Source organism: Flavobacterium sp., assembly GCF_049590715.1.
GTDB lineage: Bacteria > Bacteroidota > Bacteroidia > Flavobacteriales > Flavobacteriaceae > Flavobacterium.
On sequence record NZ_JBAWDL010000283.1, the window covers coordinates 1 to 4,381 of the forward strand.

Below are 4,381 nucleotides of genomic sequence, written 5' to 3' on the forward strand. Positions count from 1 at the left end.
TAAATGTTACATGCTTCCAATATTTAACATTGAGTTTTAAATAAACAAAAAACACAAAATGGCAAAAGAAGTCAGTGCAATGATCAAATTACAGATCAAAGGCGGAGCGGCAAATCCATCGCCACCAGTAGGACCTGCATTAGGTGCTAAAGGGGTGAACATTATGGAGTTTTGCAAACAGTACAACGCTCGTACCCAAGATAAAGCAGGTAAAGTATTGCCGGTTGTAATTACTGTTTATGCTGATAAGTCATTCGAATTCATCATCAAAACCCCTCCAGTAGCTATCCAATTAAAAGATGCTACTAAATTACAGAGTGGTTCTGCTGAGCCTAACCGTAAGAAAGTTGGGTCGGTGACCTGGGACCAGATTAAAGTTATTGCAGAAGATAAAATGCCTGATTTAAATGCATTTACAATCGAATCTGCAATGAGTATGGTTGCTGGAACAGCACGCAGTATGGGAATCACCGTTTCTGGTGACGCACCCTGGAACAATTAATTAAAAAACAGTTTACAACAGTGGCGAAATTAACTAAAAATCAAAAAAAGGCACATGCTAAGATAGAAGCTGGTAAAGCTTATACCTTAAAGGATGCGGCTGCTTTGGTAAAAGAAATCACTACTACTAAATTCGATGCTTCAGTTGATATTGATGTATCTTTAGGAGTAGATCCGCGTAAAGCCAATCAAATGGTACGTGGTATTGCTACTTTACCACACGGAACAGGTAAAACTGTACGTGTTTTAGCTTTAGTAACTCCTGATAAGGAAGAAGAAGCAAGAGCGGCTGGCGCAGACTTCGTAGGTTTAGACGAGTATGTAGCTAAAATTGAAGGTGGTTGGACCGATGTAGACATTATTATCACTACACCAGCTTGTATGGCTAAGGTAGGTAAATTGGGCCGTGTTTTAGGTCCAAGGAACTTAATGCCTAACCCAAAATCAGGTACAGTAACTAACGAAGTTGGTAAAGCTGTAACTGAGGTTAAAGCAGGTAAGATTGATTTTAAAGTAGACAAAACGGGTATCATACACGCCTCGATAGGAAAAGTATCATTCCCAGCAGATAAAATTTATGAGAATGCACTTGAAATTATTCAGGTTATTTCTAAATTAAAACCTTCTGCTGCAAAAGGAACTTATTTTAAAAGCATTCACGTGTCTTCTACAATGAGTCCTGGGATTGCAATTGAAACTAAATCAGTAGCGGGGATCTAATCATGAACAGAGAAGAAAAAAACGAAGTAGTTCTAGAACTACAAGGACAAATGCAAGAGTTTGGCAATTTTTATATTGCTGATACATCTAGCCTTTCTGTTGAGCAGATCAATAACATCCGCCGCAAATGTTTCGAAGGTGATATCGTAATGAAGGTTGCTAAAAACTCTTTAATTCGCAAAGCGATTGAAGGTTTAGATGGTGATGCTTCTGAGATATACGAAGCCCTTAAAGGTTCTTCATCATTATTATTCTCAAAAACAGCTAACGCTCCGGCTAAGTTGATTAAAACTTTGAGAAAAACTTCTGATAAACCAGTGCTTAAAGCAGCATATATAGATTCATCAGTATACGTTGGTGATGATCAATTGAATAACTTAGTAAGCTTAAAATCGAGAGAAGAGCTTATTGGCGATATCATTGGATTATTACAATCACCAGCGAAAAATGTTGTATCTGCGCTTAAATCAAGCGGAGGCAAAATTGCAGGAATTGTTAAAACTCTACAAGAGAGAGAAGGTTAACGAACACCTTAAGTTCGCAAATTAAACAAAATTATTACACACGTAAATTTTAAAATCTTAATAAAATGGCAGATTTAAAAGCGTTTGCTGAGCAATTAGTAAACTTAACAGTAAAAGAAGTTAATGAATTAGCTCAAATCTTAAAAGATGAGTATGGTATCGAGCCTGCAGCTGCTGCTGTAGTTGCTGCTCCTGCTGGTGGTGATGCACCTGCTGCTGCTGCAGAAAAAACATCTTTTGATGTAATCTTAAAAGAAGCTGGTGGTCAGAAATTAGCAGTTGTAAAACTTGTTAAAGACTTAACTGGTTTAGGTTTGAAAGAAGCTAAAGACTTAGTTGACGGTGCACCAAAAGAATTAAAAGCTGGTGTTGCTAAAGACGAAGCAGAAGCTCTTAAAAAACAATTAGAAGAAGCTGGAGCAGTAGTTGAAATTAAGTAATCACTTAATTTAGCTAAGCTAAAAATGTATTAGACACCGACTGAAAATGTCGGTGTCTTTACCTGTTTATAAACATCTCATTTTGCTTGGTTAATGAGAATGTTTCAAACCCGAACCAAACAAATAGTTTATTCTTAAACTAAAATCTTTTAGTCCATTGGCAAAGACAGTCGAACAAAGAGTAAATTTTGCAACTAGTAAGCACATTATAGACTATCCGGATTTTCTGGATGTGCAATTGCAATCATTCAGAGAATTTTTCCAGATAGATACCACATCAGACGATCGCTCTAGCGAAGGTTTGTTTAAAGTGTTTGCTGAAAACTTTCCAATAACAGATTCAAGAAATATCTTCGTATTAGAGTTTCTTGATTATTTTGTTGATCCGCCACGTTACGATATACACGAGTGTATTGAGCGTGGATTAACCTACAATGTTCCATTAAAAGCAAAGCTTAAGCTTTCTTGTAACGATGTTGAACATGAAGATTTTGAAACCATTATTCAGGATGTGTATTTAGGTACTATCCCGTATATGACACCAAAAGGTACATTTGTTATCAACGGTGCAGAACGTGTTATCGTTTCGCAATTACACCGTTCTCCAGGTGTGTTCTTCGGCCAGAGCCGTCACACAAACGGAACCAAATTGTATTCTGCTCGTGTTATTCCTTTCAAAGGTTCATGGATCGAGTTTGCTACAGACGTTAATAACGTAATGTATGCGTATATCGATCGTAAGAAAAAATTCCCGGTTACCACTTTATTGCGTGCTATCGGTTACGATTCTGATAAAGATATCTTAGAACTTTTTGATCTTGCTGACGAAGTAAAAGTTAGTAAATCAGGTTTAAAGAAATATATCGGTCGCAAACTTGCAGCAAGAGTTTTAAAGAAATGGGTTGAAGATTTTGTAGATGAAGATACAGGTGAGGTAGTTTCTATCGACCGTAATGAAGTGATTCTTGAAAGAGAAACCGTTTTAGAAGACGAACACATTGATATGGTTATCGAAGCAGGTGTTAAAACTATTATCCTTTCTAAGGAAGATGGTGCTAGCCAGGCAGATTATACCATTATTTATAATACATTACAAAAAGATACATCAAACTCAGAAAAAGAGGCTGTTGAAAACATCTATCGTGCATTGCGTAATGCAGAACCACCTGATGAGGAAACTGCTCGTGGTATCATTGATCGTTTATTCTTCTCGGATAAACGTTACGATTTAGGAGATGTTGGTCGTTACCGCATCAACCGTAAGTTGAAAATGAATACACCTGATGATGTAAAGGTTTTAACAAAAGCGGATATTATTGCAATCGTTAAATACCTGATTAAATTGATCAACTCTAAAGAAGAGGTGGATGATATTGACCACTTATCAAACCGTCGTGTACGTACGGTAGGTGAGCAGTTATATGCACAATTCGGCGTTGGTTTAGCTCGTATGGCTAGAACAATCCGTGAGCGTATGAACATTCGCGATAACGAGGTGTTTACACCAACTGATTTGATTAACGCTCGTACGTTATCATCAGTAATCAACTCTTTCTTTGGTACAAATCAGTTATCTCAGTTCATGGATCAAACGAATCCATTGGCAGAGATTACACACAAACGCCGTTTATCAGCATTAGGCCCAGGTGGTTTATCACGTGAGCGTGCTGGTTTCGAGGTACGTGACGTTCACTATACTCACTACGGTCGTTTATGTACTATTGAAACTCCTGAGGGACCAAACATTGGTTTAATTTCATCACTTTGTGTGCATGCAAAAATCAATAATTTAGGTTTCATTGAAACACCATACAAACGTGTTGAAGAAGGTAAAGTAGTTGTAGATTCAGATGTTATTTATTTATCTGCTGAAGATGAAGATGGTAAAACCATCGCCCAGGCTAATGCGGAATATGATGATAAAGGGGTATTTACAACACCACGTGTTAAAGCACGTTATGAGGGTGACTTCCCGATTATTGAGCCTGAGAAATTAGACTTGATGGACGTTGCACCTAACCAGATTACTTCAATTGCTGCTTCGTTAATTCCGTTCTTAGAACATGATGATGCGAACAGGGCTTTGATGGGATCGAACATGCAACGTCAGGCCGTACCATTGTTACGTCCTGAAGCACCAATCGTTGGTACAGGTTTGGAAGGTCGCGTTGCTCGTGACTCAAGAACATTGATCAA

5 protein-coding genes are annotated in these 4,381 nt (G+C 37.8%); all 5 read left to right on the forward strand.

Features of this window, described 5'->3' with window-relative positions; all coding sequences use genetic code 11:
- The first annotated feature begins 58 nt into the window (after positions 1-58).
- Entirely contained in the window at positions 59-502 is a 444-nt protein-coding gene (gene rplK, locus WBQ70_RS12720; protein WP_132529141.1) for a 50S ribosomal protein L11, read from the forward strand.
- Positions 503-522: 20 nt separating this feature from the next.
- Entirely contained in the window at positions 523-1,221 is a 699-nt protein-coding gene (gene rplA, locus WBQ70_RS12725; protein ID WP_316759381.1) for a 50S ribosomal protein L1, read from the forward strand.
- Positions 1,222-1,223: 2 nt separating this feature from the next.
- The gene (gene rplJ / locus WBQ70_RS12730) at positions 1,224-1,745 is read left to right on the forward strand and encodes a 50S ribosomal protein L10 (RefSeq protein WP_231462586.1); all 522 of its coding nucleotides are present in this window, start codon (positions 1,224-1,226) and stop codon (positions 1,743-1,745) included.
- 65 nt (positions 1,746-1,810) lie between these two features.
- Positions 1,811-2,185, forward strand: a complete 375-nt coding sequence (gene rplL, locus WBQ70_RS12735) for a 50S ribosomal protein L7/L12 (protein ID WP_316759378.1) — start codon at positions 1,811-1,813, stop codon at positions 2,183-2,185.
- A gap of 157 nt (positions 2,186-2,342) precedes the next feature.
- Positions 2,343-4,381: DNA-directed RNA polymerase subunit beta (gene rpoB / locus WBQ70_RS12740; protein WP_423914860.1), on the forward strand; the 2,039-nt coding region annotated here is incomplete at its 3' end.

Bases quoted from the DNA above. Each gene is read 5' to 3' on its own strand.
- rplK (WP_132529141.1), top strand. From the start codon at position 59: ATGGCAAAAGAAGTCAGTGCAATGATCAAATTACAGATCAAAGGCGGA.
- rplJ (WP_231462586.1), top strand. From the start codon at position 1,224: ATGAACAGAGAAGAAAAAAACGAAGTAGTTCTAGAACTACAAGGACAA.
- rplL (WP_316759378.1), top strand. From the start codon at position 1,811: ATGGCAGATTTAAAAGCGTTTGCTGAGCAATTAGTAAACTTAACAGTA.